13 protein-coding genes and 1 other RNA gene are annotated in these 14541 nt (G+C 32.5%); 12 read left to right on the forward strand and 2 right to left on the reverse strand.

Going from position 1 to position 14541, the window contains the following annotated elements; genetic code table 11:
• The first annotated feature begins 3 nt into the window (after window positions 1-3).
• The 8 genes from bshA (at window position 4) to ACM6UH_RS07770 (ending at window position 9186) form a co-directional block, all read left to right on the forward strand.
• Window positions 4-1152: an N-acetyl-alpha-D-glucosaminyl L-malate synthase BshA gene (gene bshA, locus ACM6UH_RS07735; protein WP_011303076.1), complete on the forward strand. Its 1149-nt coding sequence runs from the start codon at window positions 4-6 to the stop codon at window positions 1150-1152.
• Window positions 1145-2344: a CCA tRNA nucleotidyltransferase gene (locus ACM6UH_RS07740; protein WP_048787375.1), complete on the forward strand. Its 1200-nt coding sequence runs from the start codon at window positions 1145-1147 to the stop codon at window positions 2342-2344. Before bshA ends, ACM6UH_RS07740 begins: the two co-directional genes overlap by 8 nt.
• Entirely contained in the window at window positions 2337-3308 is a 972-nt protein-coding gene (locus tag ACM6UH_RS07745; protein WP_011303078.1) for a biotin--[acetyl-CoA-carboxylase] ligase, read from the forward strand. Before ACM6UH_RS07740 ends, ACM6UH_RS07745 begins: the two co-directional genes overlap by 8 nt.
• Before the next feature lie 26 nt (window positions 3309-3334).
• Window positions 3335-6037, forward strand: a complete 2703-nt coding sequence (locus ACM6UH_RS07750) for a helicase C-terminal domain-containing protein (protein ID WP_061050601.1) — start codon at window positions 3335-3337, stop codon at window positions 6035-6037.
• A gap of 91 nt (window positions 6038-6128) precedes the next feature.
• A complete protein-coding gene (asnS, locus tag ACM6UH_RS07755; RefSeq protein WP_011303080.1) occupies window positions 6129-7421 on the forward strand; it encodes an asparagine--tRNA ligase in 1293 nt (430 codons plus the stop codon).
• 92 nt (window positions 7422-7513) lie between these two features.
• Window positions 7514-8200 (forward strand): DnaD domain-containing protein, encoded by a 687-nt coding sequence (locus tag ACM6UH_RS07760; protein WP_002483266.1) that lies wholly within the window; start codon window positions 7514-7516, stop codon window positions 8198-8200.
• Entirely contained in the window at window positions 8190-8849 is a 660-nt protein-coding gene (nth, locus tag ACM6UH_RS07765) for an endonuclease III (protein ID WP_011303081.1), read from the forward strand. Before ACM6UH_RS07760 ends, nth begins: the two co-directional genes overlap by 11 nt.
• Before the next feature lie 4 nt (window positions 8850-8853).
• Window positions 8854-9186: a YpoC family protein gene (locus ACM6UH_RS07770; RefSeq protein WP_002483268.1), complete on the forward strand. Its 333-nt coding sequence runs from the start codon at window positions 8854-8856 to the stop codon at window positions 9184-9186.
• A 446-nt stretch (window positions 9187-9632) separates the two neighbouring features.
• On the opposite strand, the gene ACM6UH_RS07775 is transcribed toward ACM6UH_RS07770, so the two are convergent.
• Both ACM6UH_RS07775 and recU read right to left on the reverse strand, forming a co-directional pair.
• Complete coding sequence (locus tag ACM6UH_RS07775) at window positions 9633-11807, reverse strand: transglycosylase domain-containing protein (protein ID WP_011303082.1); 2175 nt, start codon at window positions 11805-11807, stop codon at window positions 9633-9635.
• Window positions 11804-12430 carry a Holliday junction resolvase RecU gene (gene recU, locus ACM6UH_RS07780; protein WP_011303083.1) on the reverse strand — a complete coding sequence of 209 codons (627 nt, stop codon included), beginning with the start codon at window positions 12428-12430 and terminating at the stop codon, window positions 11804-11806. Before recU ends, ACM6UH_RS07775 begins: the two co-directional genes overlap by 4 nt.
• Before the next feature lie 248 nt (window positions 12431-12678).
• Here recU and ACM6UH_RS07785 point away from each other — a divergent pair, with 248 nt between their 5' ends.
• The 4 genes from ACM6UH_RS07785 to rnpB all read left to right on the forward strand — a co-directional run bounded on the left by ACM6UH_RS07785 (window position 12679) and on the right by rnpB (window position 14461).
• The gene (locus ACM6UH_RS07785; RefSeq protein ID WP_047503830.1) at window positions 12679-13017 is read left to right on the forward strand and encodes a DUF1798 family protein; all 339 of its coding nucleotides are present in this window, start codon (window positions 12679-12681) and stop codon (window positions 13015-13017) included.
• Window positions 13014-13580: a DUF1273 domain-containing protein gene (locus ACM6UH_RS07790; RefSeq protein WP_048787373.1), complete on the forward strand. Its 567-nt coding sequence runs from the start codon at window positions 13014-13016 to the stop codon at window positions 13578-13580. Before ACM6UH_RS07785 ends, ACM6UH_RS07790 begins: the two co-directional genes overlap by 4 nt.
• 11 nt (window positions 13581-13591) lie before the next feature.
• On the forward strand, window positions 13592-13945 hold the full coding sequence (gene gpsB / locus ACM6UH_RS07795; RefSeq protein WP_002483273.1) for a cell division regulator GpsB: 354 nt from the start codon (window positions 13592-13594) through the stop codon (window positions 13943-13945).
• Between the two features lie 141 nt (window positions 13946-14086).
• Window positions 14087-14461: RNase P RNA component class B (gene rnpB / locus ACM6UH_RS07800), an RNA gene on the forward strand.
• The last annotated feature ends 80 nt before the right edge of the window (window positions 14462-14541 follow it).

The following is a 14541-nucleotide window of genomic DNA, read 5'->3' on the forward strand; positions in this document are numbered from 1 at the left end:
CTTATGAAAATAGGCATCACTTGTTATCCATCTATGGGTGGTTCAGGCATTATAGCTACAGAATTAGGTATCAAACTCGCTGAGCGTGGTCATGATATTCACTTTATTACATCTAATATACCGTTTAGAATAAGAAAGCCTTTACCAAATATGACGTTCCATCAAGTTGAAGTAAACCAATATGCCGTTTTTCAATATCCACCCTATGATATAACACTGAGTACAAAAATCGCTGAAGTCATCAATGAATATGACTTAGATGTGCTACATATGCATTATGCTGTGCCTCATGCTGTGTGTGGTATATTAGCAAAACATATGTCACAAAAAGATATAAAAATAATGACGACCTTACACGGTACTGATATTACAGTGCTCGGTTATGACCATTCTTTAAAAAATGCAATTAAATTCGGTATTGAGGGCAGCGATGTGGTGACGAGTGTAAGTCAATCACTTGCACAACAAACTTATGATATCATCGAAACTGATAAAGAGATTGTCCCTATATATAATTTTGTAAGAGAAAAAGAATTTCCTACCAAACTCAATACACCAACTTCAGAGGATGAACAACTAAAAGCTTGTTACGGTATCCAACCTGATGAAAAAGTACTGATTCATGTGTCCAATTTTAGATCAGTGAAACGTATCGATACGATTATTGATACATTTGCAAGAGTGCATAAAGCTATCCCATCTAAATTAATCTTACTTGGCGATGGCCCTGAACTTATGGATATGAAAGAAAAAGCACGTCAACTTAATTTAGAAGATGCAGTGTTGTTTTTAGGTAAGCAAAATTGGGTGAGTCAATTCTATCAAATTTCAGACTTAGTTCTATTATTGAGTGAAAAAGAAAGCTTTGGATTAACATTGCTTGAAGCTATGAAATCTGGTGTGGTTCCAATTGGTTCAACTGCAGGTGGTATTAAAGAAGTAATTAAACATGAAGATACTGGATATATCGTTAATGTTGGAGACGATGAAGCTGCAAGTGCGTATGCGATTCAGTTACTAACTAATCCTGAACTATATCACGAAATGCAAACGCGAATGCTAGAAGATGTTGCAAATAGATTTTCATCTGATTTAATTGCAGATCAATATGAGTATTATTACAAAAAAATGTTAGAGGGTAACAATGACTAATTCTTTATTTGAAACAGCCAAACCAATTCTAGAAAAATTACAAGCTCATCATTTTCAAGCCTATTTTGTTGGTGGCTCTGTGCGTGACTATCTTATGAATAGACCCATTCATGATATCGATATTACAACGAGCGCAACGCCGGATGAAATTGAAACAATATTTGATAAGACCATACCTATTGGGAGAGAACATGGCACAATTAATGTGATATACAAAGGCGAGCAGTATGAGGTTACAACTTTTCGTTCTGAGGGTGATTATGATGATCACCGTAGACCTAATGAGGTCTTTTTTGTTAGAAACTTATATGATGATGTACAGCGCAGAGATTTTACAATGAATGCAATTGCGATGGATATTAATTATCAAATCTTTGATTACTTTGAAGGACAGCAGGATATTAAACATCAACTCATTAGAACTGTTGGTAATCCTGATGAACGCTTTGATGAAGATGCATTAAGAATTATCAGAGGCTTACGTTTTCAATCACAATTTGGCTTTCACTTAGAAGAAGCTACTTTTACCGCGATGTTAAACCACATTGCAGATATTAAATATTTGGCAATTGAACGCATTGTTGTTGAATTAAAGAAACTAACAAATGGTGACTTTGTATCGAAAAGTTTTAATAATTTAAAGCATTTTATGGCTTTTAAATATATTCCATTTTTCAAACACTACGACATCACCAAATTCACATTACGTAATGCCATGCCTTTTACGACGTTTGTAGCGTTTTTAATATCTCAACAGCGTGAAATAGATGCGAATATTGCTGATTTAAAAGTGAGCAACAATGAAGAAAAACGTATTAAAACATTAGTTCAACTTATCGATCAAATAGATGAAGTACAAACAAAATCACAATTAAAATTATTTGTTTATGACTATGGAAAAAAAGATATACTAGAAGTATTAAGCTATTTAGATGAATTAAAACGAAATCGTATTACATCTATATCACCATTAATAGTTAACGACCAAACAGTTACTGAAGTTGCAAAACAATTACCGATGCTGTCAAGAAGTGAAATGGATATCAATGGGAAAGATATATTAGAAATAGCGAATAAAAAAAGCGGACCATGGCTCAAAGAAACCTTACGTGAAGTCGAATACGCTATAATATCAGGTGAAGTAGTCAATTTCAAACCTGAACTTAAAAAGTGGGTGAAAACACGTGTCTAAATATAGTAAAGCAGTTGTCTATATGTTATACCAATATGAATCTGAATACATTTCTGGCCAATTTATTGCTGAGCAACTTTCTATATCAAGAACAGCTGTAAAGAAAGTCATTGATCAATTAAAAGAAGAAGGGTGTCAGATAGAATCCATTAATCATAAGGGACATCGCTTAATTCAATTACCAGATAAATGGTACAAAGGTATCGTTATGCCAACCATTCAATCTCAACATTTATTTGAACATGTTGACGTATTCGATCAAGTAGAGTCCACACAATTATTAGCGAAACAAAAATTAGTAGGCAATACAGATACGTTTTTAATCCTAAGTGATGAACAAACGAAAGGAAAAGGCCGTTTCAATAGACCGTGGGCTTCAGCCAAAGGAAAAGGGCTTTGGATGTCAATTGTTTTACGACCAGATGTACCTTTCGATACGATAACTAAGTTTAATTTATTTATGGCGCTTGGTATAAGAGATGCTATTCAACAATTTAGTAAAAGTGATGTTTCTGTAAAGTGGCCTAATGATATTTATATCAATAATCAAAAAGTCTGTGGCTTTTTAACCGAAATGGTTGCTAATAGTGACGGTATTGAAGCTGTTATATGTGGTATTGGCATTAATATGAATCAAGAACCAAGCGATTTTACTGGTGAATTAGCTCAAAAAGCAACCAGTATTAGAATACACAAGAAAGATAAAGTGAATCGTTATGATTTTTTAGAAGTGCTTATTTCACAAATCGAGTATCGATATAAACAATTTATTAAAGAACCATTTTCATCTATTCGTGATGAATACATAGCTACTTCAAATATATGGCACAAACAGTTAAGATTCACTGAAAATAATGTTCAATTTAAAGGTGAAGCCATTGATATAGATGATAATGGATTTTTAATTGTTTTAGATGAGAATAAACAACAACACCAATTGATGAGCGCTGATATTGAATTATAACTCAAATAATGAAAGGAGGAAGTAGAATGGCAAAACCTTGCTATGCTGTCGTAGATTTAGAAACTACAGGCAACCAATTAGATTATGATGAAATTATTCAAATAGGCATAACATTTGTGCGTGAAAATAAAATTATTGGAACGTATCACTCCATGATTAAAACAGATTTAGAAATTCCTCCTTTTATTCAAGCGTTAACTTCAATTGAAGAAGATATGTTAAATCAAGCACCGTATTTTCATGAAATTGCAGAAGATATATACAAACAAATAGATGGTTGTATATTTGTAGCGCATAATGTGGCGTTTGATTTAAATTTTATCAAGAAATCATTTAAACAATGCCATATCAATTATCGTCCAAAGAAAGTCATGGATACGTTAGAATTATTCAAAGTTGCTTTCCCAACGGATAAAAGCTATCAATTAAGCGAACTAGCTGAAGCACATGGGATTATCTTAAACAATGCCCATAGAGCTGATGAAGACGCTGCCACAACGGCACAACTGATGATTATTGCATTCGAAAAATTTGAATCTTTACCATTAGATACACTTAAGCAACTTTATTACCTAAGTAAAAATCTAAAATACGATTTACATGATATTATATTTGAAATGGTGCGAAATTATGATGAACAAACGCTTAGTGATCGATTTGATCAATTCGAACAAATCATATATAAAAAACAAATAGATTTTAAAGCACCAACCGTACAATTCGGTGGTAACTTAAAAGCACTATACACTTTAGTGACTAAAGAACTGGGGTTAACATATCGCCCTCAACAATTATATTTATCTGAAATTATATTGGAACAACTCATGCATAGTGAAAAAGCAATGATTGAAGCCCCTTTAGGAAGCGGTAAGTCATTTGCTTATCTACTTGCCTCACTGATGTATAATATCGAAACTGGCAAACATGTCATGATTTCTACAAATACAAAATTATTACAAAACCAATTATTAGAAAAGGATATTCCTGCGATTAAAAAAGCATTAGATTTCAAAATAAATGCGACGCTAATCAAAAGCAAACGTGACTACATCGCTTTAGGGTTAATAAGTCAAATACTTGAAGAAGAATCTAGTAATTATGAAGTTTGCATTTTGAAGATGCAATTACTGATTTGGATTACGGAAACAGACACGGGTGATATTCAGGAATTAGATTTAAAAGGCGGACAAAAAATGTATTTCGAACAAAAACTCGAAACCTATGTTCCAGTCCGTAATGATATACATTATTTTAATTTTATTAAGCGCAATGCACAAAACATTCAAATTGGTATCACAAACCATGCCCACTTAATTCACGCAGCTCACGATAACTCCATTTATCAATTATTTGATGATTGTATTATAGATGAAGCACATAGGCTGCCAGATTATGCTTTAAATCAAGTAACTAATGAATTGAGTTACGCAGATATTAAATATCAGTTAGGGTTGATTGGTAAGACTGAAAATGAAAAGTTACTAAAATCTATAGATCTACTTGAACAGCAACGTATTCTCGAAAAATTAGACATACCACCTATAGATGTTTTTGGCTTAAAAACGACTGTGAATGAGATACATGATTTGAATGAACAATTGTTTACAACGATGTATGATATTATTCAATCTTCTGAAATACAAGATGATGAAGTCCATAAACTTCATTTCGTATATCACTTTGATGTCACACCTATATTAAACGACTTACATGACATTATTCACAAATTAAACATGACGTTAGAATTCTTTAATGGTATGAGCCATAAATCAATTAAATCAGTGAGAAAGCAATTTCTATATATTAATGATCGTTTTAAAGATATTGAACAAAGTCTTAAAAATAAACACACATGTTATTTATCTATCAAAAATTTAAATCAGAAATCTACTATAAGACTTAATGTTAAAGATTACGATGTTAAAAAAATCCTCACGAAGCAAGTGCTCGATAAATTCAAATCACTAACATTTATTTCAGGGACACTAACATTCAATCATTCCTTTGAGAACTTTAAACAATGGTTTAATAAAGATATTGAATTTAACACATATGAAATTGATACGACCATAACATCACCGAATCAAACGACTGTCTTTATACCAAATGATGTATCATCTTATAATTATAAGAATATTAACGATTATGTAAGTTCCATTGTTAATTATGTAATTGAATACGTATCTGTTGTAGAATCCAAATGTCTGATCCTATTTACGAGTTATAAAATGATGCATATGGTTCAAGAATTAATAAATGAATTGCCTGAATTTGAAGATTATGTTGTATTAACACAACAACAGAACCAAAACTATAAGATTGTCCAACAATTTAATAGTTTTAATAAAGCCATATTGTTAGGTACAGGTACATTTTTTGAAGGCTTCGATTTTCAGTCAAATGGCATTAAATGTGTCATGATTGCTAAATTACCGTTTATGAACCAAAATAATACTAAATATTGGTTGATGGAGTCTGAGTTTACTTCTACATTCAAAGAATATGTGTTACCTGATGCTGTGACACGCTTTAGACAAGGGCTAGGTAGATTAATTCGTAGTGAAAATGATAAAGGCATTATCGTATCTTTTGATGACCGTTTAATTCGTAGTAATTACAAACAGTTTTTTGAACAATCATTAGAACGATATCGTCAGAAAAAAGGGGATATTAAGCAATTTTCTACACTCCTTAAAAAATTAAAAAAAGAAAATGCTAAGAAACCATAAACATAGCACAAGCAACTAGAACTTATATATGGATTTTGTTAAAATATATAAGGATAAGAAAAGTAGAATACACTATTATAGGAGACTGGTTATGAATACAACGATAAAAGAAGCAAAACAGTATATTGGCCAAGAAGTTACAATCGGTGCTTGGTTAACGAATAAACGTTCAAGTGGTAAGATTGCTTTCTTACAATTAAGAGATGGCACAGGATTTATCCAAGGTGTTGTTGCTAAAGCTGAAGTAGATGAAGAGATATTCCAAAAAGCAAAAGAAATTACACAAGAGTCATCATTATATGTGACAGGTGTAATTAGTGAAGATAATCGTTCTGATATCGGTTACGAAATGCAAGTTAAATCAATAGAAGTAATATCTGAAGCACATGATTATCCAATTACGCCTAAAAATCATGGTACAGAATTTTTAATGGATCATCGTCACCTATGGTTACGTTCAAAAAAACAACATGCGGTTATGAAAATCAGAAATGAAATTATTCGTGCCACATACGAATTCTTTAATGATAACGGATTTACAAAAATTGATCCGCCTATCTTAACAGCAAGTGCACCAGAAGGTACAAGTGAATTATTCCATACAAAATACTTTGACCAAGATGCTTTCTTATCTCAAAGTGGCCAACTATATATGGAAGCCGCTGCAATGGCACACGGAAGAGTATTCTCATTTGGTCCTACATTCCGTGCAGAAAAATCTAAAACACGTCGTCACTTAATTGAATTCTGGATGATAGAACCAGAAATGGCATTTTGTGAACACGCACAAAGTTTAGAAGTACAAGAACAATATGTCACTCATGTTGTTAAATCAGTATTGAATCATTGTAAATTAGAACTAAAAGCGCTAGACAGAGATACATCTAAATTAGAAAAAGTAACAACACCATTCCCACGTATAACTTACGCTGATGCTGTTATTTTCTTAAAAGAACAAGGTTTTGATGATATAGAGTGGGGTGAAGATTTCGGTGCACCACACGAAACAGCAATCGCTAATCACTATGATTTACCGGTGTTCATCACGAATTATCCAACTAAAATCAAACCATTCTATATGCAGCCTAATCCAGAAAATGAGGACACTGTTTTATGTGCAGACTTAATTGCACCAGAAGGTTATGGTGAAATTATAGGTGGTTCTGAACGTATTAATGATCTTGAATTACTTGAAGAACGACTAAGTCAATTCGAATTAGATGCTGAAAGTTATAGTTATTATTTAGATTTACGTCGTTATGGTAGTGTGCCACATAGTGGCTTTGGCTTAGGTTTAGAAAGAACTGTAGCTTGGTTATCAGGCGTTGAACACGTTCGTGAAACAGCACCATTCCCACGCTTATTAAACCGTTTATACCCATAATTTATTTTAGAATATGTGTCAAAAACGTCCAGTCTAGTTATCAATGGCTGGACGTTTTTATAACATGAATATAGAACAGGAGGTATCTATCTTTGAATAGTGAACAACTTAAAATACGGCCCGTCATTATTAGACGTGAACTGTTAGATCATTATAACCAACTCGGGATAAATGAAGCTGAATTGGTTATATTAATTAAACTATTACATGCCTCTGAATCTTCAAACAAACAACCTTCTATTGAATCCTTGCAGCAAGGGACGACATTCGGCTCTAGAGAAGTCACAACTATCATCCAAAGTTTAATACAACATGATTTACTTGAATTAAAGGTTGAGAAAGATGAAGAAGGTAAATTTACTGAATATATGAACCTCAACCAATTCTATGTGAAATTAAGTGAGATAATGGAACAAGTAAATATTAAAGTAGAAGAAGAAAATACGGAAGTTGAATTTAATGTTTTATTTCAACAAATTGAACAAGCCTTTGGTAGGCCGTTATCTCCGTTTGAAATCGAAACGTTAAACCAATGGTTAGATATTGATAAACATGAATTAAGTGTCATTCAAGCTGCTCTAGATGAAGCGACGAGCCAGAATAAGTTAAGTTTTAAATATATCGATCGTATTTTATTAAATTGGAAAAAAAATAATGTAAAAACAATTGAAGATTCTAAAAAAATTAGTCGCCAATTCAATCAACCTAAAATGAAGCATACAATTAAAAAAGTGCCTAAATTCGATTGGCTGAATGGGGAGAATCCAAATGATAAGTAATAAAAAAGCATTAGAAATGGTTGATGTCATAGCAAATATGTTTCCAAATGCTGAATGTGAGCTCAAACATGACAATCCTTTCGAATTAACGATTGCTGTGTTATTATCAGCTCAAACGACGGATGTTTCTGTTAATAAATTAACAAAAGATTTATTTCAAAAATACAAAACACCTGAAGATTACTTAAATGTAGATATTTCTGAATTAGAAAATGATTTGCGTACCATTGGTCTATATAGAAACAAAGCGAAAAATATTCAAAAATTATGTCGTTCTTTGTTGGATCAATTTGATGGTGAAATTCCACATACGCATGCTGAATTAGAAAGTTTGGCTGGCGTAGGTAGAAAAACCGCTAATGTAGTTATGAGTGTTGCTTTTGGCGAACCATCTTTAGCAGTTGATACACACGTTGAAAGAATATCTAAACGTTTAGGCATTTGTAGATGGAAAGATAACGTGAGACAAGTTGAAGATAAGTTATGCCACGTTGTACCAAGAGAGCGCTGGAATAAAACACACCACCAACTTATATTCTTTGGTCGTTATCACTGTCTTGCTAGAAGTCCAAAGTGTGATGTTTGTCCGTTATTTAATGATTGTAGAGAAGGTCAAAAACGCTATAAAGCCAATTTGAAAGAGGCGTAATTTTATGATTACAAAAGAAGACTTTACTGAATTAGAAGCTCAAATTGATCAATATGCGAAATCAAAGCAATTGAAATCATCAGAAGCTAAATTAAAATTAGATGACTATTTTGCTTTAATCGAACAATATTTTAAACAGATTAATCATATCCAAACTATAAATTTTTCAGATTTAGATGCATACCCTGTAGTGCCAATGAATTTTGAAGAACGTTATCATTATATGATTGCTAGAAAATATCATTTTATGGGCTACAGTCAAATGAAAACTTTAAAATCTGAACTTATAAAAATGAATGCTTCTTATCAAATTAGAAGCAAAAACCGAAAATTATAGTTACTTTGTTCGTATTGCTCGATTTGTAGATAATTTAAGGCATAAGGCACTCTATTTTAAAACTATGTTATAGTCATTTTAAAATGAGGTGTCTTATTTTTGAATATGAACACACATTTTTCACTAATTTTGTAACGAATGCATACAGCTAGAAAAATAGTATAAATAAGATTCTCTAGACTTCGAGACATACCACAATTCTGCTATGCGCAGCCGAGATCATAAACTTCTAAATATAAAGCGTACGCATCCATATATGATGGATGCGTACGCTTTATTATAATTGCTATTTGTAATATAAGTACTTATTGCAAATGCAGTTATTTAATTAAGTGATTGCTATCAAAAAATGAATACTTAGTGTTATTTAAAGATATCCTTATTTTCAAAAAAATACCCGGTAGCCAAATGAAATGGCATACCGGGTATGAGTGTAGCTAAATGAATTAACGTGCTGCACTTTGTTGGTTACTTGAGTTGTTTGTATTACTAGTTGAATTATTATTACTTGAATTAGAAGATGATGAACTGTTACTGCTACCACCTTGACCCTGAGGTTTATTACTAGTGGTATTATCATCTGGTTTACCTTTAACAGATAAATCATCTTTTGAGTCTCCAGAAACTGAATCTGGTTTAGAGAAATCTTTGCCATCTTTTGGTGAAATACTTTCCATGACATCTTCTAATAAGTATTGTGGGTATTCTTGTTCTTCATGGCCCACAAATGAGTTTGTACCGCCTTGTTTAACTTCATTGAATCCCATCCATACTGACATACTGTATTTAGGTGTGAAACCATTAATCCAAACATCTTTCGCTGCATCGTCTGGCAGATTATATTGTTGGTAAGTTTGTTCACCATAAGTACCTGTACCAGTTTTGGCTGCTAGATTAACGCCAGATACACCATGACCGTATGCAGAACCATATGCTTCAAATGTACCTTTAAGTACTTCTGCTAACATATATGATGTTGAGTCTTTCATAGCTTTTTTACTAGTATGATCGTATTCAACCGTTTCGCCATCTTGTTTGACAACTTTTTTAATAGAGTGGGCATTGTTATATTCACCACCATTAGCAATTGCAGCAAATGCAGAAGCTAATTGAGTAGGAGAGAATTCAGATGCTGAACCACCTAATACTTCAGATGGACCAATGTCTCCTTCATAATCTAACCCAACTTTTTTAGCAAAATCTTTTGGTGCATCGTTTCCGGCGTTTTCTTTAGTTGATTGCCATGCTTTAAGTGCTGGAATATTAAAACTTTCACGTAATGCATCATAAAGTTTTACCGTACCGTGGCTCTTAGTATCATAGTTTCTAAATGTTACACCATCTACTTGATAAGATTCTTCATCTTGAATCGCATGGTTCGTTGCCCATGACATATTTTCAATTGCAGGACCATACGCTAAGAATGGTTTCAGTGAAGAACCAGTAGGGTGGGCATCAGTTGCTAAGTTTCTATCTACAATATCTTTATAATTTCTACCACCAGATATTGCGACAAGGCCACCATTTTCACTATCTACAATAGAAGAACCAACTTGTTGGTCTTCATTTTTATAATAGCTACCATTATTCACTCGATCTTGTAATGTTTGTTGAACATCTTTGTCCATATTCGTATAAATCTTAACGCCGCTATTTAATACAGAACCTAAATCTTCATCTTTAAATTCTTTATTATTCATAAGTTCAGATTTTACAAAGTTTACATATGAATCGTATGCCTCGTTTGAATTATCTTCACTTACTTCGCGATCTTCAGATGAACGTTGGACCAGATTGTCTTGTAAAGAAGTATTTTGTGCTTCTTCTTTTTGTTTCTTAGTAATTCTATTATGATATTCCATTAAATAAAGTACTGTATCTTTACGAGACTCAGCTTCTTTAGGATGATCATAAATGTTATAAGTATTTGGTACTTGTGGTAAACCAGCAAGATAAGCAGATTCCGCTAAATTCAAGTCTTTCAAATCTTTATTGAAATAATATTTAGCAGCAGCTTTCACGCCGTATACACCATCAGAGTAGTAAATTTTATTTAAGTACATCTCAAAAATTTCATCTTTACTATACTCTTGTTCTAATCTGTAGGACAAGTAAGCTTCTTGAGCTTTACGTGCAATTGATTTTTGATCTGTTAAGAATGAACGTTTAACTACTTGTTGTGTTAATGTTGATGCACCTTGTGAACCAAAGCCACCAGTGACGTTCTTAGCTACAGCACCAAAGAGACGTTTGTAATCAAGTGCTCCATGATCATAGAATCGATTATCCTCAGTAGCTAAAACAGCTTCTTTCATTGTCTTAGGTACTTCGTCTAAATCGACATGCTCTCGTCGTTGCCCATTATCGATTGTTTTAACTAAATCGCCATCTTTATCATAAATCTTAGCTGGCACGGGATCTTTTAATTTTGCTTCATTAAATGCAGGAGATTTCCAAGCATAATATGCAAACAACAAGATTCCTATTAAAGCTAGAACGATAAAGGCTATAATTAGAAACCCAAATATCTTAATAATCGTTCGTTTTATATTCCTATTCTTTTTTTGCTCGGACTTTCCATTCTTATTATTAGATTGAGAAGTCCTCTTTTTCTCCGTCATACGCGGTCCTCGCTTTCATCTAATATCAACTTATCAACTGTTTTGAGATAATTCAATCGTGGTTGATACTGATAAGGAATATAGTAACCATTTTTTCTTATTTCTTCAACCGTTACCGACTTTTTAATCTCTTGAATGTGTCTCTCCCAAAACTTTTTGAAATTTGCATATGGGAGCAAATACACTTCATCGAGCGATTTAAAGCGAATTAATAAAAATACAACCCCTTGTTGTTGATAACATGCTTCCATATGTCGAACTTGATGTTCATGCATATTATTTAAAGGGAATGATGTTTTATTTTTTGTTTCTTTTGCTTCAAAATCTAAATAACGACCATGATAAATACCATTATAGTCAGTTGTCGACGGCGTTCTAAAATAAGCCTCATTTATTACTGCCTTACTTCTCATAGGATAATGAACATTCACTATCTGTATCGGGGTAGGCTTCTTATGTATTACAGCAATACCTCGATTTAAATAATAATCATTCGATAGTTCGATATCTTTTTCAAGTGACATACCTCTGCCACCATAATCAATTTTACTCGTTTGTCCCTTATGAGTTCGTCCGACCTGAGACTTATTTCTATTAAATGGCTTTCCATTTGGATAATTCATTTATTTTCACCACTTTAGTTTGGTCATCCAAAACCTGTTTCATTATACATGACTTTAGCAAATTTTTCCAAACTATGAAATATGAACCAATGTATTTATAAATACATCACATACATTTTAACGTGCTTTGCTCAATTAAACAATATTTGAAACAAAATAAAATAGTTAATCATATAAATGATAAACGACACTTTAAAAATGACGAAGTAGGCCATTTATGGTAAATTTGTGAAGTAGGGGGAATCCTCATGCAACAACTATTAATGCAATTATTAAATGATGTTTTGAAAATGGTAGAAAAATACGAGACTGTCAAATCAACTGGCGAAGATTACGATTTTTATGTTGAGGTTGTACCATTCACAAATGATATTGATCAACAACTTAAAAAGCTAGTTACATATGAGCAACAAGTAATTCAATTACAATATATGAATAAACAAAAATTCGATTTACTTATTTCAAATATTGAATCTTTATCTGTTGAATGTCACTTTAAACGTACGAGCAGAAAATTATTTAATGAAAAAGTAAAGGCTGTTCAATATGATTTAAGCTACATACAAAGAAATGAGCAATTTTTATGATTAAAACTGTATATGTTACTGGATATAAGTCGTTTGAACTTAATATTTTTAAAGATGATGCACCTGAAGTTTCCTATTTAAAAAAATTTATTGAACATAAATTAAAACAGTTGATTGAAGAAGGATTAGAATGGGTATTGATACAAGGACAGATGGGTATAGAGCTATGGACAGCAGAGGTCGTGTTAGCGTTGAAAGCAACCTATCCAGATTTAAAATTAGGAATTATCACACCGTTTTATGATCATATTGATAGATGGAACGAACAAAATCAAGCAAAATATAATCATATTGCGCATCATGCTGATTTTGTTGATAGCGTATTCCATTCTTCATATGAAGGGCCTCATCAATTTAAACAAACCAATCAATTTATGTTAGCACATTCTGATACAACGCTTTTGATTTATGATGAGGAACAAGAAGCTAGTCCAAAGTTCTTTAAGCAGATGTTAGTTGATTTTATGGAAAAAACAAATTATACTTGTGATATTGTGACGTTCGATGAGTTAACTGAATTCATCAACGACTTGCAGTGGTCTCAAGAGCAAAGTTTCGAATGAGGTGGAGAAAAATGTCAGAAGTTTCATTAAAATTATCAGCAAAAGATATTTATGAAAAAGATTTTGAAAAAACTATGACGCGTGGTTATAGAAGGGAAGAAGTAGATGCTTTCTTAGACGACATCATAGCTGATTATCAAAAAATGGCAGATTTAGATAATGAAGTAGTTAAACTTTCAGAAGAAAACAACAAATTAAAAAAAGAACTTGAAGAGTTAAGATTACGTGTAGCAACATCGAGACCACAAGAAAATAAAAACTTCTCTTCAAACAACAATGCTACAACTAAGAATAATAGTAGTAACAACAATGTTGATATATTAAAAAGAATATCCAACCTAGAAAAAGCTGTTTTCGGTAAATAATCAACTATTATCACATAGAGAATATGATGATGACCGTAGATATAGCAACATCTACATAAAGATAAGTTTTGAATTCGTTCAAAACTTATCTTATTTTTTATTTGTTTAGGCTATAAAATAATGATATACTTCTAAAGATGGTGTTTCGGGTAATCGCTATAGCGATATAGAGGAAAGTCCATGCTCACACAATCTGAGATGATTGTAGTGTTCGTGCTTGATGAAACAATAAGTCAAGGCATTAAGTTGACGGCAACGAAATAACCTAAGTCCTTAGATAAGGTTAGATTAGTTTGAAAGTGCCACAGTGACGGAGCTTTTGCAGAAATGCAAAAGGTGGAACGCGGTAAACCCCTCGAGTGAGCAATCCAAATTAGGTAGGAGCACTTATTTAACGGAATTCAACGTATATATAAGACATACTTTTAAAAGTATGTAGACAGATGGTTACCACCTGCGTACGAGTGTTTCTAGTACACGTTAGCAGTACAATGGTACAAAACATGGCTTACAGAAATATCATCACTAGACCCAAGCTCTCCCAAATCGGAGAGCTTTTTTCATTGCTATAATCTATTAAAAACCTACGTTCCATA

This window comes from Staphylococcus sp. LKG4-2 (assembly GCF_050955665.1).
Taxonomy (GTDB): domain Bacteria; phylum Bacillota; class Bacilli; order Staphylococcales; family Staphylococcaceae; genus Staphylococcus; species Staphylococcus saprophyticus.

Excerpts from the sequence above, each read along its gene's own strand:
- bshA (WP_011303076.1), top strand. The coding sequence starts at position 4 with ATGAAAATAGGCATCACTTGTTATCCATCTATGGGTGGTTCAGGCATT.
- ACM6UH_RS07740 (WP_048787375.1), top strand. The coding sequence starts at position 1,145 with ATGACTAATTCTTTATTTGAAACAGCCAAACCAATTCTAGAAAAATTA.
- ACM6UH_RS07750 (WP_061050601.1), top strand. The coding sequence starts at position 3,335 with ATGGCAAAACCTTGCTATGCTGTCGTAGATTTAGAAACTACAGGCAAC.
- asnS (WP_011303080.1), top strand. The coding sequence starts at position 6,129 with ATGAATACAACGATAAAAGAAGCAAAACAGTATATTGGCCAAGAAGTT.
- nth (WP_011303081.1), top strand. The coding sequence starts at position 8,190 with ATGATAAGTAATAAAAAAGCATTAGAAATGGTTGATGTCATAGCAAAT.
- ACM6UH_RS07770 (WP_002483268.1), top strand. The coding sequence starts at position 8,854 with ATGATTACAAAAGAAGACTTTACTGAATTAGAAGCTCAAATTGATCAA.
- ACM6UH_RS07775 (WP_011303082.1), bottom strand. The coding sequence starts at position 11,807 with ATGACGGAGAAAAAGAGGACTTCTCAATCTAATAATAAGAATGGAAAG.
- recU (WP_011303083.1), bottom strand. The coding sequence starts at position 12,430 with ATGAATTATCCAAATGGAAAGCCATTTAATAGAAATAAGTCTCAGGTC.
- ACM6UH_RS07785 (WP_047503830.1), top strand. The coding sequence starts at position 12,679 with ATGCAACAACTATTAATGCAATTATTAAATGATGTTTTGAAAATGGTA.
- ACM6UH_RS07790 (WP_048787373.1), top strand. The coding sequence starts at position 13,014 with ATGATTAAAACTGTATATGTTACTGGATATAAGTCGTTTGAACTTAAT.
- gpsB (WP_002483273.1), top strand. The coding sequence starts at position 13,592 with ATGTCAGAAGTTTCATTAAAATTATCAGCAAAAGATATTTATGAAAAA.